The sequence below is a fragment of the Verrucomicrobiota bacterium genome, assembly GCA_021413925.1.
Lineage (GTDB): Bacteria > Verrucomicrobiota > Verrucomicrobiia > Chthoniobacterales > UBA6821 > UBA6821.
Genome location: JAIOPL010000026.1, coordinates 124,655 through 139,135, shown reverse-complemented (window position 1 = coordinate 139,135; position 14,481 = coordinate 124,655). Strand labels below are relative to the sequence as shown.

Annotated in this window: 13 protein-coding genes, 1 tRNA gene and 2 rRNA genes; 11 read left to right on the top strand and 5 right to left on the bottom strand. The window is 53.2% G+C overall.

Features of this window, described 5'->3' with window-relative positions; all coding sequences use genetic code 11:
• The 5 genes from K8R57_10505 to K8R57_10485 all read left to right on the top strand — a co-directional run.
• Positions 1–108 (top strand): 23S ribosomal RNA (locus K8R57_10505); the annotation flags it as partial.
• Positions 109–343: 235 nt separating this feature from the next.
• Positions 344–459: ribosomal RNA gene (rrf, locus tag K8R57_10500) — 5S ribosomal RNA — on the top strand.
• Between the two features lie 262 nt (positions 460–721).
• Positions 722–1,462 (top strand): Bax inhibitor-1/YccA family protein, encoded by a 741-nt coding sequence (locus tag K8R57_10495; GenBank protein MCE9588727.1) that lies wholly within the window; start codon positions 722–724, stop codon positions 1,460–1,462.
• Positions 1,463–1,695: 233 nt separating this feature from the next.
• Positions 1,696–1,920, top strand: coding sequence for a hypothetical protein (locus K8R57_10490; GenBank protein MCE9588726.1), 225 nt, complete (start codon positions 1,696–1,698; stop codon positions 1,918–1,920).
• A gap of 51 nt (positions 1,921–1,971) precedes the next feature.
• A complete protein-coding gene (locus tag K8R57_10485; GenBank protein ID MCE9588725.1) occupies positions 1,972–2,520 on the top strand; it encodes a twin-arginine translocation pathway signal protein in 549 nt (182 codons plus the stop codon).
• 36 nt (positions 2,521–2,556) lie between these two features.
• On the opposite strand, the gene K8R57_10480 is transcribed toward K8R57_10485, so the two are convergent.
• Positions 2,557–3,246 (bottom strand): ubiquinone/menaquinone biosynthesis methyltransferase, encoded by a 690-nt coding sequence (locus K8R57_10480; GenBank protein MCE9588724.1) that lies wholly within the window; start codon positions 3,244–3,246, stop codon positions 2,557–2,559.
• A gap of 59 nt (positions 3,247–3,305) precedes the next feature.
• Positions 3,306–3,387 (bottom strand) — tRNA-Leu (locus tag K8R57_10475).
• Between the two features lie 174 nt (positions 3,388–3,561).
• On the opposite strand from K8R57_10475, the gene K8R57_10470 reads away from it, so the two are divergent.
• From K8R57_10470 to K8R57_10450, 5 genes are all read left to right on the top strand, one after another.
• Positions 3,562–4,638, top strand: coding sequence for a peptidylprolyl isomerase (locus K8R57_10470; GenBank protein ID MCE9588723.1), 1,077 nt, complete (start codon positions 3,562–3,564; stop codon positions 4,636–4,638).
• A 34-nt stretch (positions 4,639–4,672) separates the two neighbouring features.
• Positions 4,673–5,689: an NAD(P)-dependent oxidoreductase gene (locus K8R57_10465; protein ID MCE9588722.1), complete on the top strand. Its 1,017-nt coding sequence runs from the start codon at positions 4,673–4,675 to the stop codon at positions 5,687–5,689.
• A gap of 11 nt (positions 5,690–5,700) precedes the next feature.
• Complete coding sequence (locus tag K8R57_10460; protein ID MCE9588721.1) at positions 5,701–6,618, top strand: hypothetical protein; 918 nt, start codon at positions 5,701–5,703, stop codon at positions 6,616–6,618.
• Complete coding sequence (locus K8R57_10455) at positions 6,615–7,253, top strand: peptidylprolyl isomerase (GenBank protein MCE9588720.1); 639 nt, start codon at positions 6,615–6,617, stop codon at positions 7,251–7,253. The genes K8R57_10460 and K8R57_10455 overlap by 4 nt, the downstream gene beginning before the upstream one ends.
• A 1,015-nt stretch (positions 7,254–8,268) precedes the next feature.
• Positions 8,269–9,561, top strand: a complete 1,293-nt coding sequence (locus K8R57_10450) for a hypothetical protein (protein ID MCE9588719.1) — start codon at positions 8,269–8,271, stop codon at positions 9,559–9,561.
• A 12-nt stretch (positions 9,562–9,573) separates the two neighbouring features.
• On the opposite strand, the gene K8R57_10445 is transcribed toward K8R57_10450, so the two are convergent.
• Positions 9,574–10,566, bottom strand: a complete 993-nt coding sequence (locus K8R57_10445; GenBank protein ID MCE9588718.1) for a flippase-like domain-containing protein — start codon at positions 10,564–10,566, stop codon at positions 9,574–9,576.
• A gap of 63 nt (positions 10,567–10,629) precedes the next feature.
• On the opposite strand from K8R57_10445, the gene K8R57_10440 reads away from it, so the two are divergent.
• Entirely contained in the window at positions 10,630–12,210 is a 1,581-nt protein-coding gene (locus K8R57_10440; GenBank protein MCE9588717.1) for a tryptophan 7-halogenase, read from the top strand.
• 3 nt (positions 12,211–12,213) lie between these two features.
• On the opposite strand, the gene K8R57_10435 is transcribed toward K8R57_10440, so the two are convergent.
• Positions 12,214–13,008, bottom strand: coding sequence for a hypothetical protein (locus K8R57_10435; protein ID MCE9588716.1), 795 nt, complete (start codon positions 13,006–13,008; stop codon positions 12,214–12,216).
• Between the two features lie 203 nt (positions 13,009–13,211).
• Positions 13,212–14,366 carry a beta-ketoacyl-[acyl-carrier-protein] synthase family protein gene (locus tag K8R57_10430; protein ID MCE9588715.1) on the bottom strand — a complete coding sequence of 385 codons (1,155 nt, stop codon included), beginning with the start codon at positions 14,364–14,366 and terminating at the stop codon, positions 13,212–13,214.
• Positions 14,367–14,481: the final 115 nt, after the last annotated feature.

The window sequence follows — 14,481 nt, the reverse complement described above, 5'->3', positions numbered from 1 at the left end:
TGAGTTCTCCCTGAAGATCCGTGGAAGACCACCACGTTGATAGGTTGCAGGTACAAGCACAGTAATGTGTTCAGCTTAGCAATACTAATGATCGTTCGGCTTTATTAGTTCATTTTGGATTCACCTTAAGCAGTGAATCCTCCTAATGGACTCAAGCTCGAAAAGTTAAGGCACTTTTTACTACTATCTGCAGATGTCAGTGAACACCGATGGATTGGATCGCAAGATCTAAGCACGCGGCCGTTCTTTGAAAACCTGACAAACGACAAGGCAAGCTACGAGTCTCTAGAGACCCGAAATCTTGAGAAGTCCATGGCAACATGTGAATCTCCCGGTTTCGTCCTCTGGTGATCATAGCGCGGTGGCACCACCCGTTCCCATCCCGAACACGGAAGTGAAACGCTGCAGCCCCGATGGTAGTGCATCTATAGGTTGTGCGAGAGTAGGACGTCGCCAGGTTTAACGGCCCCGAGAGGAGAAATCCCCTCGGGGCCGTCCTTTTTTGTAGCAGAATGCCGCCGGATGATATTTCCCGCTGAGGCGCAGAGACGCTGAGGAAATACAGTAGAAAGAAATAGATCTGTACTGATGAGAGTTTCATCATGTGCCCTGAATCAACTGACTTTGATTGCAGAAAATCATCTCTGCGTCTCTGCGCCTCTGCGCGAGAATGGATCCCGGTGTATTGACAGAACTCCTTGTCAGCTTTATCTATCACCCTATGTCCAATCCTGTCCTCGATCGCGCCGATTTCAATGTAGCCGGATCCTCCGCATCTGGAGTCATGACCCTTCGGGGCACAGTCAACAAATCTGCCATTCTCCTGCTTCTGACCATCGTCGGTGCTGCCTACACCTGGAGCGCCACTCGTGGGGGATATTCTTCAGCTGGGATGGGCTACACCATGGTCGGCGCCATTGCTGGATTCATCCTGGCCATGGTAACCTGCTTTAAGCAGGACTGGGCACCGATCACTGCCCCCATCTACGCACTCTGCGAGGGACTTTTTGTCGGCGGCATCTCGGCCATGTACGAGGCCAAGACTCACGGAATTGCCATCCAGGCGGTCATGCTCACCTTCGGCACCTTTGCCGGCATGCTCTTTCTCTTCCAGGGGAACATCCTCCGCGCCACTCCAATGTTCATGAAAGTCGTTGTCGGAGCCACTATTGGTATCATGCTCACCTATCTGCTGGGGATGATTCTCTCCTTCTTTCATATCCAGTTGCCCATCTTCGGTGGAGGTCAACTCGGCCTTATCTTCAGTCTCGTGATCGTCGTCGTCGCCGCACTGAACCTCATCATCGATTTTGAGTTCATCGGACAATCGGCCTCCTCGGGCAATGCTCCCAAATATATGGAATGGTATGGGGCCTTCGGACTGCTGGTGACCGTCGTCTGGCTGTATGTTTCGATGCTCCGACTACTCTCTATCCTCAACGGCGGCGGAAATAATAGGTAGGCTTGTGCTTTTGGCGTGGGGCGGTGTTGCTGCTCGGTTGCCGTAGGGCTACTACGGCTTCGTTTGAGCGCCTAGCTATCTTCTCAAGGTCGCAGCGCCTCGAAAAGATAACCCGCACCTCCATTAAAGCTCTTTTATTGCTAGAGCGTTTTCGGCAATGCATGCCCTCAGATCCCAAGTCCAGGCCCAGGCGCAATCCCCTCAGCAGGTTCTGGCCGCAATGGACCAGTGTCGTGAGTTCGCGTGACGCAGCGCGTCTTCCTGTCGTGATTTCAGGCGGCCAGGAGACCGATCCTGGGGACCATTGCAGGCCCGTGGTTCTCGTGGCCAGAGGGTTGGGGGTATCGCCCGTGTTCTCCGTGCCGGGTGGCCGGAGCGGTCCCGTCAACGTGAATCTCTCCTTCAGTCAGGATCTCTCGAAGAACGGATCCATCGCCACGGTGATGCTCCTGAAATAAAGGGCATTTTTCATTGATCAGAATCTCCAACAGCCAATACTCCAAAAACCCATGAAAAACCTCCGCGCCCTCGCCCTGATTCTCCTCTCGGCCCTTCTGCTTGTTCCCGCAGCGAATGCGGCCAGCGCCCTGCAACTCCAGAACGACTCAAAGGCCGCCTTGGAAAAACTCTATACTGCTAATCCCAAGAACCGTGATCTTGGCCAAAAGGCGTATGCCATTCTGGTTTTCCCCACGGTGGTTAGAGCCGGGCTTCTGATGGCTGGTTTTGAACGTGGTGATGGAGTCCTTTATGTGAAGGGCCTAGTCGATGGTTATTACAACACGTCCTCCGTATGCCCCGGCCTTCAGGCCGGTGCCCAGACTTACTCCTACGCACTCTTCTTCATGACTCCTGAGGATTTACAGAGCCTGAAAAAATCGGGCGGTCTTAACCTTGGAGCGGCTCCCGGCCTAACGATTGCGGATAAGGGGGTGGCCGGTGGCGCCTCACTCTATACTCTGCAAGGCATCAAGGCCTTTGTCTTCGGTCAGAAGGGCCTGATGGCCAACATCGGCTTCAAGGCGACAAAGATCTCTCAGTTTACCCCAAGCATGTAGGGGGTATTGCGGGCAACGTGCCGAAAGGCGCCGCTCTTATTCCCGGATCGCGGTGTAGATCGAAACCGTCCCCAAGGTGAGGGGATGGGCCATCGCATCCCTGAATCCACATGAGTCGATCAGCGAGGTCATGGCCTTCCCTGATGGGAATTGTTCGATCGAGACGCCAAGGTATTCGTAGGCGTCTTTCCGTCCCGTGACGATGCCAGCCATGATGGGCAGGACGTGGTGGAGATAGGCCCTGTAAAGGGGACGAATGACCGGGAGCGTCGGCAGGGAGAAATCGAGGATCAAGAGATGCCCCCCCGGCTTGAGAACGCGGGCCATCTCGGAGAGACCCTTCTCCCAGGAGGCCATGTTGCGAAGACCAAACGCCGCGGTCACGACCTCGAAGTTTTGATCGGCAAAGGGAAGGTTCATACCGTCGGCTACGACGAGTTCGGGGAGTCCATTCTTCCGTGCGACATCCAGCATCGGGGCGCAGAAGTCAGCTCCGACAACGCGGGCGTCTGGGCAGTTCTTCCTGATAGCCATGGCGAGATCGCCGGTTCCTGTGGCGATATCGAGCACGGTGGCTGGATTCCAGGGTCGGATGAGCCGGACCGCGATGGCGCGCCAGTAAAAATCAAGTCCCCCGCTCAGGAGGTGATTCACCACCTGGTAACGACCCGCGATGTCGGAGAAGAGTCCCCGTACCATTTCGGGATTCTCTTTGTAGATCTCCATGAGTGATCGGCGTTGGTGGCTCTAGTGGGGCCCTGGGATGGCTTGATGAAAGAAAAAAGTGCTCACGAGAGGAATCGAACCTCCATGGGTTACCCCATACGCTTCTGAGACGTACGCGTCTGCCAGTTTCGCCACGTGAGCAAGAGGGGTGAATTTATCCTGCCTCTCGGGAAAGTAAACCCTCAAGGTGAGGGCCAGTGAGGAATCGGATGCCCGAAAAAGGAATCAGTGGTTCCCTAAAAGACGAAAAAGAGACGAATTTCGGCTGGCGTGCTCATCCATCCCGTGCAAAGTACTTATCTCACCACTTAACTCATGACCAAACGATTCCTCATCCTTCTTTCGATCATCCTCTCCGCGGGTCTTCTTCATGCGCAGAGTTCCTCCTCCAAGTCCTCCGCTACACCAGACATCAATAAGGTGATATCGGATGCGGTTGCCAAGGGCGGTGCAAGCTCTTCCGCGGTCGCTTTGAAGGATCCCGTTGCCATCGTCAACGGAGATAAGATTAGCCGGGCTGATCTGGATAAGGCCTTCACTGAGGCTCTCGCCGCCAGCGGTCAGGCCAATGCGCCCCTCACCGCCGACCAGAAGATGCAGGGCTATCGCCAGATCCTCGACGGCATGATCATGGAGAAGTTGGTCGACAAGCAGGCCGCCGCGGTCAAGGTCGACCAGGCCGAGATCGACGCCCAGCTGGCCAAGATCAAGAGCCAGTTCCCTTCCGAGGAGGTCTTTCAGGCCGAAATGAAGAAGTCGGGCATCACCATGGATCAGTTTGTTGCCAATCTTAGCAAGTCGATCCGTCAATCCAAGTGGATGCAGTCGCAGGTCGCCGGGAAGGACAGTGTCACCGAGGCCGATGCCAAGAAGTTTTACGATGCTAACACCAAGGAGTTCACCAACCCTGACCTCGTGAAGGCCAGCCACATTCTCTTCCGTACTGCTCCCGATGCCACCGCAGCGCAGCAGAAGGTCGCCGAGAACAAGGCCAAGGCCGCGATCGTGCGAGTGAACAAGGGTGAGCCGTTTGACAAGCTGGCCTCCGAGCTCTCTGAGGAGCCAGGTGCCGCACAGCGTGGCGGAGACTTGGGTTACTTCCCGAAGGACAAGATGGTTCCGGAGTTTGCCGATGCCGCTTATGCCCAGAAGGTCGGCTCTGTCAGCATCACCCCGGTGAAGACAAAGTTCGGCTACCATGTGATCAAGGTCACCGACAAGAAGCCCGCCGGCACCGCCACCTTTGACGAGGCCAAGGCTCAGATCATACAGTTTCTCCAAGCCCAGAAGCGTCGTGAGATCTTCAAGGGCGTCATGCAGGAACTCCGCCAGGCTGCGAAGATCGAGAGCACTCTGCCTGCTCCGAGTGCCGCTATGGTGCCTGCCAAGTAGGGGCTGATACTTCCCAGTGGTTTAACTGATCCCGATGGAGTCGTCTCAGAAGACACCCGTCGGGGTTATCGGAATGGGGATCATAGGGAGCCGTATCGCGGGGGCTCTAAGACGAGAGGGGCATCCCGTCTCCGTCTGGAACCGTTCGCCCCGTGCCGAGCCGAACTTTCTCTCATCGGCCCGGGAGGTCGCTGAGTCGGCGGATATTATCCAGATTTTTGTTCGGGATGGGGAGGCGCTACTGGAGGTGATTCGTTCCATGGGGACTGCCTTGGGTGGATCCCATCTCGTCATGAACCATGCGACTGTCGGCCCTGCTGAGACGCTCGAGGCCGCCCGCCTGGTAAATGAGAGGGGAGCTTCTTTCCTGGATGCCCCGTTCACGGGTAGCCGCGATGCTGCGGCCGTAGGAGAGCTTGTTTACTATATCGGTGGTGAGGAGTCCGTGCTCGAGCGCGCTTTGCCGATTCTCAAGGTTTCGGCCAAGGCCATCCTACTCATGGGCCCTGTGGGTGCCGCCACCTATGTGAAAATCGCCACCAACATGATCAGTGCTGCGGAGATCGGCGTGCTCTCGGAGGCCCTGGCATTGCTGGCCCGGGGAGGAATTCCACTTCCTCGTCTTATGGAGGCTTTGCAGCATAATGTAGCGAATTCCGGAGCCATCTCCGCCAAGTTACCCCTGATGCTCACCGGAGACTTAGCTCCCCGTTTTTCGGTCAAGAATATGCTGAAGGATCTCCAGATTGCCCTGCGGTCGGTCGAAGGTAAGGGGATCGACCTGCCCGTCACCGCCGCGACTGCGGGAGCTCTGATGGGAGCAGTGCAGGCCGGATGGGGGGAAGATGACTTTGCCTCCCTGGCTCGTCACTATGAGTATGCGGGTAGCGTGAAGGATCTCCCGGATCAGACACCTTTTTCGACGGCCGTCACTGGCACCTCCAAAGGAGCAAAGGAAAACGAGCACAAGGCCAAGGCAACGAAAGGGGCTGATCCGAAGGTTGAAAAAAAGAAGTTTTTAGGACTCTTTGCCGGGTCAAAAAAATCTTGAAACCTCCGGTAATGCTCCAAGAACAGGCGGAACAACTGCGCCAGGCTAAGGTGGGGGGAGGTGCCTTTCTTCTGCCTCCGAGACTTCTTCTGCGTCTCTCCGGAGCTGATGCCTTCCGCTATCTGAACGGACAGATCACACGCGACCTGAGTCGTATGGCCGCCGGAAATGCCTTGCAGGCCTGCATCCTGACTCCGAAGGGAAAGCTCTGTGCACCCTTGCTGATCTGGCGTGAAAATGACGATCTGATGGTCGAAAGTGATCCTTCTTTGAAAGAGATCCTGATTGCGCGCCTAGAGCGCTATATCGTGGCGGACGATGTCTCTGTTGTTGTTGAGCCCGAGGACTCCAAGAGACACACAATCCATCTTTTTGGAAAACTATCTGAGTCCGTGCCTTGGGTTTCCGCTGCCGGCATCCGAGTTAACCGCTTGGGAACTGTGGGCCTCGATCTCAATCAAGATTTTCCCGGCTTGGCATCGCTTGCGATTCTTGATCCCGTTGCCATCGAGGCCCTGCGAATCGAGAGGGCAATCCCTGTCTGGGGATCTGAACTCAGCGAGGAGACTTTACCCCCGGAGGCTGGCCTTGATCGCACGCACATCGACTATGACCGCGGTTGCTATCCCGGGCAGGAAGTGATCTCCCGTCTCAAGAGCATCGGCCGGGTCAATCGCCTGCTGAGTCTTCTGACAGCCCCGGGAAACTCAACTCTTACTTCAGGCCATGAAATTATCACGGAGGAAGGCACGGTTGGGTCGATCACCAGTGTTGCTCCCCAGTTGACCGGAGCCGGAGAGCCAGCATTGGTCTTGGCCTTATGCTATCTTAAGCGCCCCGCAGCGGAGGGAAACTCGCCTCTTTTTGCCCTCGATCCCTTGACCGGAAGAAAGACTCCGCTCAGCATCATTCAAGTCACCGGCTCATGAATACCCGATCCCTGCTTCCTCTGGTTCTTCTGCCAATGCTTTTTTTGACAGGATGCGCCACAACGCCCCGTTACGTCGGATCAGGGAATCAGGCGGCTGTCATGCTGATCAAGGTCCGCAAGGAGAAGAAGCCGCAGCGCATCGTGATCGAGCTGAATGATTCCACAGCGCCGCAGACCGTCGCCAACTTCAAGAATCTGATCCAGCGGCATTATTACGACGGAATGAGGTTTCATCGCCTCTTTCCTCATCAGTTAGTCCAGACAGGCGATCCTAAGACCCGCCTAGGGGTTGTCGAAAGCGTCCTTCAGAAGATAGGGCTTGGCCTTCAGGACTCCGATCGTGCCGGCACAGGAGGTCCCGGTTATACTATCCCTGCTGAGATCCGTCTGAAGCTCGAGAAGGGTGCGGTTGCGACGGCTCGTCTTCCCGACACGATCAACCCCACCCGCGCCTCAAATGGCAGCCAGTTCTTTGTCTGCATCGAGGCCATGCCCCAGCTCAATGGTCAGTACACTGTCTTTGGCAAGGTGACCCAGGGATTGGAAGTGCTCGATGCCATCAGCGGCTTCCCCGCCAACAGCAACGACTTCCCGACCGAGAACATCGTGATCCAGTCGATCCGGCTGGAGTGACGCAAGCCCGAAAGGGCTTGCTAGGCTGATAGCTTTTTAGGCTGTAGGCCTTTAGAAAAGAAGCAAAAGAATCTCCCGCAGAGGCGCTGAGACGCAGGGGTACAAGCAAGAGGTTAATAGAGAGTAGCCCTTTTAAGGTATGAATCGGGGAAGGTATAGGCATCCCGTTTCATCATTCATCCTTCTGACTTCATAATTTCAGAAAGAACTGGGCAGGAGAGGATGATCCTCGGGCTATGCCCGACGCTCTGCTAGAATGACTCGCCTTGCTCGGAGTTCCTGACGCACTAAAGCGCGTGGCAGTCGAAGGAAACAAGCGCAGCACGACTTACTCCCTGAAGGGCTAGGCAGTAGGGGTCAGGGAGCGGGGAGTGAGAGGCCCTGCGTGACATAAAGCTATGGGTAGATAAGATTACCTCCATCAGATGGCTTTTTCCCCTTTAACCGAAAGCAAAAGAAGAAGCCATCCAAGCCAGTCGTTAGGGCTAAAACCAGCGACGACAAGTCCCAACTGACCCTCCAGCTAGAAGAGGTCAAACGCCAGAGGCAGGAGCTTCTTCGGAGAACTGAAGAGGCCCAGAGGAAGGTAGAGGACATTCCAAAAAAGATTGCAGAGCGTAAGCGACGGGAGGTTGAACGGATCCACGAAAGGGCTCAGAACCACAAAACAGTCTGGGGGCTAGGGAAGCCCACCTATCGGATCCCATCGGTTGTTACTCGAAAACATTCCCGTGCAGAGCAGCGGTCCATGGCGAAAAAGTTCCTGATTTTATGTGCCGTTCTGGGGGCCTTGCTTTTGCTCCTATGGAAGGCTGCATCCTGAAGGATGGGATTGCTCCTATTTTTTCAGAGCTCCGGCAATCGTTCAGAGAGCATTTCCCTTAAGCCTGTTGTTCACGAAGATGTGGCTGGCTCTTGGGCGGAAGAAGGAGTCCTGAGCGGGCTCTTTCTTTTAGCTATTGGAGGCTTCTTCTAGTGGCAAGTATGAAACCGTTTAGTCTGATTCCTTCTTGATATGTCTTTAGAAACCACTTCATGGAGCACACCTCTCAGTGGATGTGACTCTTATATTGCTGCTCTCAACGATTACATGACCAGATCGGGGCAGGGGCACCACCGGTGTGTAACAATGATAGAGGTGGGCAATGGATTCTCCATTCTGGCCCTCAAGTCTGCTCTAGCCCGTTTTGGATTAAATCACCCAATACTTGGAGCTCAGATTACTCGTGCTTATCCAGGAGCGGTACCTCGATGGAAGAATACCTTCACTCCAGAGATCGAAGTACAGGAACATTCCCAGGAAAGGGATTCTCATGATTTAGCCCGAGAACTTCTGGCTACTAACTGGAAGGGGATGATGCGATTCGATGTAATCGCGCAGGCAGATGGCGCAATCATTCTGATGAGTTGGAGTCATCTCATCTTCGACGGAAAAGGGGCAGAGTTGGCGTTAGCCGAGATTTCTCGACTATCATCGATCGCTATCAATCCAGATAGCCGAACCTTCTTGCAGAGTATTCCGGATGTTCCAGCAATGGGGTTTCGAGATAAGTTAAAAGCCGTAAAGCCCTTTATCGACAGATACTGGGAGTTGAGAAAGGAGCAGGTCAGATCGCTTTGCGTGGATCAGAGAGAAGCTGGCATTTCAGATTTCCGAATCATCAGATTCACGAGCGAGGAATCAGAAATCATTCTCCAAAGAGCTCATGATCTTACTGGTGGGATATTCCTACTTCCCTATTTCCTAGCAGTAGCCATGAGAGCCCATAAGAGGGTTCTCGCCGACAGAGGAATACACAGTGGATCGCTTGAATGTTCCATCTCCCTCCAAAAAAGGAAGAGAGGTACGAATGGCCCCATTTTCCAGAACCAGGTGTCGCAAATGTTTTTCTCTCTAAAGCTGGAGGAAACGGACTCGTTGAAAACAGCGACGAGCAAACTCCTAGATCAGTACAGCTCCATGGCAAAGACAGGCTTCGATGCGGCCTTTTTAATCATGACAAATTGGATGAGACGCATTCCTTTGAATCTCTACCGGATCTTTATGAGGAAAGAGGCTTCGGGACAGATCACTTCATTTTTTCACGCTCATACTGGAGTCTTCCTATCAGGAGTTTCGGCTTTCTGTGGAGGAGTAATTCAAGATGGGTGTCATGTACCCTCGGTTTCTCAACCTCCGGGGACCGGGTTGTTCTTAAGCGAGAGAGATGGACTCCTTACTGCAACTCTCTGCTGGCGAGATGGAGTGATTTCCACTGAAGAGGTCGAAACCATGCAGCAGATGATTAGAGGCGATCTGCTGACATAAGATCGCCGGGCTTTAAGTGGGATCCGGAGCGCGATGTTCGGTTGACCCGGATGCGGCTGACGTAAAGGGCACAAGTAACCCACCTAGGATCGAAACCGTTGCCTGCAATCCAAACCCTCCCAGAGAGATGAGGGCTGCAGCGCCTCCTGGAACAGAAAAGATGGTTCCGAGAAGCTCTTGAAAAAGTGTTTCTCTAAGGCCTATCCCAAAAAGAGTAATTGGAATAGCAACCAAGGTATCCACCACCGGCATGATCGCGAAGATGTCTATCATACTGAGTGATACGGCAAACGCTTTTGCGCTGAAGAAATAGGTGCTGAAGTGAGCTAGGGTCGCTCCGATTGAGGCAATAATTCCCAGGAAGATCAGGATCGGGCGTGCCGCTAAGCCGCTAAAGATATGGCCCAAATGATGGAATCGTTTCCTAAAGGGGGACAAGAAGCCAGGAACCCATAGAGAGCGGATCCTAGGCAACGTAGTAAGCCACCAAAGGAAGATGAAAAAGACAGCTGAGCTGAGTATTGATACCGAGATCGTCAGGAGCTTGTGGGTTATCGGGTGCGACTCGAAAAGGGGCCAGTTCACAAGCAATGAAATGCTCAGAGCTAAAATCAAGGCAACGAGACCACAAAGTCTGTCTGCCAGGACTGTGAGCGATGCCCTGAGTTTCTTTTGTGGGTAGAGTCGAATGATATAAAGAATCCGGAAAGCATCTCCCCCCCCTGTTCCTGGTAGCCCAAGAGAAAAGAACGCACCGGCTCCACAAAAGATGAAAACTCGTCCTAGAGAGACCGGCGTGCCAAAAGCGCGTAGAACCAACCACCATCTAACGGCAGCCAGAGTTTCATTCAACAGGGCCAAGAAGAGCCCAAAAAACAACCACTGGGGATTTGCAGCCGAAAAGACTTTTGATGCCTCCCCCCTGAGGGCGGGGTTTGAAAAGATGTGCCAGATCAGAAAGACTGAAAAAGCCGCCTGAATGATGGCGAGCCAGTATTTGCGCATAAAGAAGGACAAGCCAATTACTCCGTTGCAGGCGTAAGGTCGAGACACTTATAGTCGCCCAATATGCACAATCTCAGCCATCAGAATGATGAGAAGTGCTACGATGTCGCTGTAATAGGGGGCGCTTTGAGTGGAGCTTCGGCGGCCCTCCTTTTGAAGAAGGAAGATCCATCACTGCGAATCATTCTTATCGAGAAGAATACGTCTTTTAAGAGGCGAGTCGGCGAAGCCACCGTAGAAGTAAGTGGATATTTTCTCTGCCGAAAACTCGGTCTCACCCGCTTTCTGACACAATCACAACTCAGCAAGAATGGTCTGAGGTTTTGGTTTTCAAATGACCAGGCATCAGGGATTGAAGAGTGTTCTGAAATTGGTGGAAAATACCTCTCCACCGTACCCTCCTTTTTAGTCGATCGTTCAGTTCTTGATGAGGAGGTCCTCAATCGCGCGACCAGTGCGGGAGTCGAGGTTATGCGCCCTGCTCAGGTCACTTCTGTTGATCTTGCTGCAGGAGGAGATCAGACGCTCAAGATCAAATCTGATCAGGGAGAAAGTATTCTTCACGCCCGGTGGGTCATTGATGCGTCGGGATTGAAGTGCATGCTTGCCAGAGCAAATGGTTGGTTTCGTCCAACACCCACACATCCTACGCTCGCCACTTGGTCCCGCTGGAGAGGAGCTAAGGATTGGGATGACTTATCTCTCTCAGATTCAGAATCTGATTTTTCACGATCCTTTGTGGGAATTCGAGGAACAGCCACAAATCATATGATTGGAGATGGTTGGTGGGCATGGTGGATTTCCCTCAAAGGAGGGGATACAAGCATCGGGGTTGTCATCGATCAGCGTCGGGCAGAATGGCCTGATGATCGTGCTCCAGTAGGCGAAAAGATCAGGGAGTTCCTCTCACGTCATGCTGGCGCCCGCGAAATGCTCAAGGGTGCCGAATATATCGAAGGCGACGTTCATTTCCGAAGAAATCTTCCTTACTGTTCAACAGTGCAGGCGGGAGATGGCTTTGTGCTTACTGGAGATGCCTCAGCATTTCTGGATCCGTTCTACAGTCCAGGAATGGACTGGATTGCTTTTACAACAAGCTCGGCAGTTAAGGTGATCATGTCATGGAGAAGGAATGAAAACCTATCCGAGGAACTCAAGCGCCATAATCGGGAATTCACTACGAGCTACCAGCGTATGCTCGAAGCTCTTTACCAAAATAAGTACGATTACATGGGCGACTTTGATCTCATGAAGATCGCATTCAGACTGGATATTGCTCTCTACTACCTCTTTGTTGCCAAAGTGATCTTCCAAAGCGGTGGAAAAGAACTTTCCCAGCCTCCTTACAGTCATCAAAACGCGTGGCCCGTATTCTGGCTGATGCGCTGCTATAATCGTCGGATGGCGGCCATGGGTATGCAGCGTAGGAAGGATGGCCGTTTTGGTTGCCACAATAACGGATGTAGAGACCTCTTTGGGGGCTTCAACTTCAAGGTCTCCCAACTTCTCAAGATCATTATTGAATCCTTGTTCGGTTGGATCCTCCTTGAGATTCGAGAGGGGTGGAAATCCTGGTTTAGATCGCCTGAGTCCTCGACCACTGCGATTGATGCAGTGCCTGAATTTGCAGGCACGATGAACTGATCTCTAGCTCGTAAACGAAGGTGCTGTAAGTCTAGCTGCACCAAACTGCTGGGATAGGCCCCAATAAGGGACGATTAGATCCTGAGTCAGTCCCTGATTGATAAGCCTTGCAGCTTTGATCGTATCCCAAACGGCAGAGGCAGTAGAAGCCTCGTAGAAGGGGTGAGAAATACCTGAAAGCATGCGGTCTCCGACAACTTTGGATTCGATCTGTTGCACCCATCCGGTTGCTGTTGGCATTACCTTAGACTTACGTGGGTGTGCCGCGAGGCATTCAACTCCAGCAGTGAGAGCCTCAGACTTTGAGGAGTAACAATAACCGTCAGATAGTCCGGCTAGTATCACTGATTGATCAGATGGTTTTGAAGTCAGAAGGATGGCCCCCGCCCCCTCCCCCGGTACCAAGCCCTGTCCACGCATCCATCCTGCAGAATGAAAAGCATCGAGTTGGTAGGGATCAAACTCCTCCGCACCAATCAAAAGGACATTGTCGACGTTTCCTCTGCGCATCCAACATTCAGCAGTGCGGAGAGAGTTGGCCCAGCAGGATTTATCTCCGACTTGCGAGTAGACTGGTCCGGAAGTTCCAAGAGTCGATACAAGGTGACTTACAGGGCTGTTAAAAACTGTTTCCGGGAACAGGATTGGACTGGCAAATCGGCGACCTTCAGTGGTCATTTGCTTGTAGAAGCGGACTGAGTAGACAAGGCAGCCAAGGAAGAACGAAGCAATGACCCCGGTGCGTGATAGATCGATGTCAGGGACAGTGGAAAGCGCCTGCGAAGCCGCTTCGGTCATGTAGTACGCGATGGGGCTGGCTCTCCGAAGTCGGGGTTCTTTCCCCCATCTGGTTATCTCAGGAAGGGATTGATCGACGAGGGAGGCATTGTAGGAATGATTTCGAGACCCACTTTCTACAAGCTTTTGAGGCCATGGAGAGTCCAATGACTCTACCCCAATGCCACCTGGGGTCACCGCGCCGCAGGAAAGGATTCCAATTCTCATGGCTGGGTAAGCAGGAGTGCAGCATTAGACCCACCGAAGCCAAGATTAACACTCATTGCTGCTTTAAGATCGGCACGCTCATTCATTTTTACCAAGGCTTCTGAGACTAGTGGCTCGGGATCTTGGAGATTGATCTGCGGAGGAAGTATCCCGGTTTGTAGGGCTTTAATACAAATCAGCGCTTCAATAGCCCCAGCGGCTCCAAGAGTATGCCCAATTGCTGATTTCGTGGAACTGAGTCGGGTCGAATGCCCTTCAAACACATTAGCGAAGGCCTTCGCCTCAGCCCCATCATTGAATGGGGTCCCGGTACCATGAGCATTCACGTATCCGATATCGCTGGGGGAAAGGGATGCTTCCTGCAGCGCTTGCCTCATGGCCTTCTCAAGAGGTTTTCCATCCTGAGAAGGTTGGGTGAGATGAAAAGTATCAGTCGTCTGGCCGTACCCTGCAACACGAGCATGAATTGTAGCTCCCCTTTTTTGAGCATGGGCTTCACTTTCTAGGACAATAAATGCCGCCCCCTCGCCAAGCATGAGGCCTCGGCGACCACGATCAAACGGGCGACACGCATCAGGGGCAAGTGTCTGTAGAGAATCAAACCCGGCGTAAACCAGTTCGCAGAGGGCGTCATATCCGCCCGCCAGAACAATATCAGCCATATCAGCCCGGATCAGATCAGCCGCATGTCCAATCGCATTGCCCCCGCCAGCGCAGGCATTCGCCACGATCATTGCGGGGCCGTGGAAACGAAAATGACGGTGGATCTCGCTAACCTGCTGTTGGGCTTGATAGTGGGCGACTTTAGCAGTTTGCCCTTGTCCATGGCCCTGCCAGATAGAGTTTAGAAACTGTTCCCCCATTTCCATGCCGCATGCAGTTGTGCTAATCGACATCTCGATTCGGGGATAGATTGATGTTCCTCGGGAGTCTAAAAGCCCCGCCATTTGAAGTGCCCCTTCAACAGCGGGAAGAGCCAGTCGGGAGGAGCGACTAAGACGGGAAAGCTGTTTTTTGGATAGAGAGGGTATTTCAGGAAGTATTGCCTGCGCCCCTTCAGTGACTCTGCACCCTTGAACCTCAATGGCAGAGATGGGACTCCTCGCAGTCCTTCCTTCAATGATTCTTGTCCACGTGGACTCCACATCCACTCCCAGAGGCGTAACGCACCCGTATCCTGTAATCACAGGCTTGGATGAATTCACGGAGGGCATCACAACAAAACATCAGATTTTGAAAACAATGAGGAGGTCATTCTGACCAAAA

Excerpts from the sequence above, each read along its gene's own strand:
- K8R57_10495 (MCE9588727.1), top strand. The coding sequence starts at position 722 with ATGTCCAATCCTGTCCTCGATCGCGCCGATTTCAATGTAGCCGGATCC.
- K8R57_10485 (MCE9588725.1), top strand. The coding sequence starts at position 1,972 with ATGAAAAACCTCCGCGCCCTCGCCCTGATTCTCCTCTCGGCCCTTCTG.
- K8R57_10480 (MCE9588724.1), bottom strand. The coding sequence starts at position 3,246 with ATGGAGATCTACAAAGAGAATCCCGAAATGGTACGGGGACTCTTCTCC.
- K8R57_10470 (MCE9588723.1), top strand. The coding sequence starts at position 3,562 with ATGACCAAACGATTCCTCATCCTTCTTTCGATCATCCTCTCCGCGGGT.
- K8R57_10465 (MCE9588722.1), top strand. The coding sequence starts at position 4,673 with ATGGAGTCGTCTCAGAAGACACCCGTCGGGGTTATCGGAATGGGGATC.
- K8R57_10460 (MCE9588721.1), top strand. The coding sequence starts at position 5,701 with ATGCTCCAAGAACAGGCGGAACAACTGCGCCAGGCTAAGGTGGGGGGA.
- K8R57_10455 (MCE9588720.1), top strand. The coding sequence starts at position 6,615 with ATGAATACCCGATCCCTGCTTCCTCTGGTTCTTCTGCCAATGCTTTTT.
- K8R57_10450 (MCE9588719.1), top strand. The coding sequence starts at position 8,269 with ATGTCTTTAGAAACCACTTCATGGAGCACACCTCTCAGTGGATGTGAC.
- K8R57_10445 (MCE9588718.1), bottom strand. The coding sequence starts at position 10,566 with ATGCGCAAATACTGGCTCGCCATCATTCAGGCGGCTTTTTCAGTCTTT.
- K8R57_10440 (MCE9588717.1), top strand. The coding sequence starts at position 10,630 with ATGCACAATCTCAGCCATCAGAATGATGAGAAGTGCTACGATGTCGCT.
- K8R57_10435 (MCE9588716.1), bottom strand. The coding sequence starts at position 13,008 with ATGACCGAAGCGGCTTCGCAGGCGCTTTCCACTGTCCCTGACATCGAT.